Source organism: Yoonia sp. R2-816 (genome assembly GCF_046762905.1).
Classification (GTDB): domain Bacteria; phylum Pseudomonadota; class Alphaproteobacteria; order Rhodobacterales; family Rhodobacteraceae; genus Yoonia.
In genome coordinates this window covers 1-1,622 of record NZ_JBKQXN010000199.1, presented here as the reverse complement: position 1 = coordinate 1,622, position 1,622 = coordinate 1, and the positions used below count along the sequence as shown (strand labels likewise).

Annotated in this window: 1 protein-coding gene; it reads left to right on the top strand. The window is 53.5% G+C overall.

Going from position 1 to position 1,622, the window contains the following annotated elements:
- Nucleotides 1-398 precede the first annotated feature (398 nt).
- Nucleotides 399-836, top strand: a complete 438-nt coding sequence (locus ACFWW2_RS12140) for a LysM peptidoglycan-binding domain-containing protein (RefSeq protein ID WP_393928340.1) — start codon at nucleotides 399-401, stop codon at nucleotides 834-836.
- Nucleotides 837-1,622: the final 786 nt, after the last annotated feature.

Below are 1,622 nucleotides of genomic sequence, written 5' to 3'. Positions count from 1 at the left end.
TCCCTTAGCGGTTCACCCCTACGAATTGTTGCAAGAAGAAGAGCAGGACGATTCTGAAACAACGCGGGACTAACTCAGATCCGCGCAGTTTTGCAGTCCACAATCTCAGACCAGTGACCCCCGGATGTAAATCGGCAGGGCGGTCATAGTCGATGCCTATTAAAATATAGGATAGAAGTATTTCACTATGCGATGACCGGGCCCTAGTCTTGGAGGAAAGATGGATTGGCTGGTCCACCAATGCGCGATAGCAAACCGCCAATTTTGTCAATGAAATCCGCATTTTACGCAGGGTTCGTTGTTCCATCTGCCTGTCAATCAGATCATCACCCGGGACGCATTTTTGCGTTGTATGCAACGCCGTTATATACTAAGTATATAGGAGAACGGAGGTTCCCTTGCGTGCTTTGCTGCTAATTGGCCTGATAATCCCCAGCTTGGCCTTCTCCGGTGAGTTGATTCGATGCCCGGACTGGAAGGTATTGTTCGCTGCTGACCGCACAGCCGCGTTGCGTTCAACGGCAGCGCCAGAGACCGATTTTCATGAAGCCCTGAATCGCACGCGCGCTCCGCTTGACGCGACAGGTGGCGCCAACACACCGGCTACCGCGAGCTGCACATATACCATTGTCGCGGGGGATACGTTGTCGCGCATTGCTGCGGCACGCCTGGGTAACGCGGCACGTTGGAGAGAAATCGCCGCCCTGAATCAATCAACCATCAGCAATGAGGGGGCAGTTGCGGATAGGGGCGAAACCCTGCGCTCTCATGAGCGTTTTTGGTTTTCCCGACACGATGAGACTATCCCGCTGGCGCAGGATGGTCAAAGTTTGTAACCTGTATAGGCGCTGGAGACGGTGAGCCGAACCGAGTGTTGTTATGCTCTCATCCGCGGATTGGGTACCGCCTTCCCAAATACGACGTGGGATTGCTTCTCTCTAAGATCGAGTGTTTGCTCCGACGCACTCCGAGGATTTCCCTATCAATGGCTCCCATCTCCAGCGTACTGCACAGGCAGTTTGGATGGGTCTCGGTCAGGGTTTCAGCGGCGTCTGCCGGGCGATATCCCAAACGAACCCGGCCAATTCCCGAGCGATGGCAGACAGAACACGAGGTTGCGGTTTGCCCGCTCGACTGAGGTCGCGATATCGTTTGCATAACCGGGTCTGAGCTTTCCAGCCGATGTCCTTGATATGCTGTCGCAAGTGAGCGGATCGTTTTAGGTACGGATGTCCCTCCTTGGGCGGGTGGCGATATGGCCAGCCAGCTTCAACAAGCATTGTCCGGGCCAAAGCGTTACCTGTTTTTGTCAATCGACCACGCCGTGTTGGCCTAGCTGGCCCGAAGCTGCATATTTGAGCTTTTGAGAGAACAAAGTGTGTACATTTCAACGATCTGAACGTTGTAGATACAGGATGACATTGTCCACTGAGAACTTGAAGCCCCTCCCGTCAGCAACGCGTTCAGCGCTGATGGGATACTTTGTAGTGGTTCAGATGTGATCTGACAGTTGGCCGTTTTTCAGGCGGCGTCTGTCAGGTGAAGTTCAGTTCACGAACTTTTCCCGCCAGATTTCTTTCCCGTCGATCATAGTTTCGATGGGTGTTCTGCCGCAACACATT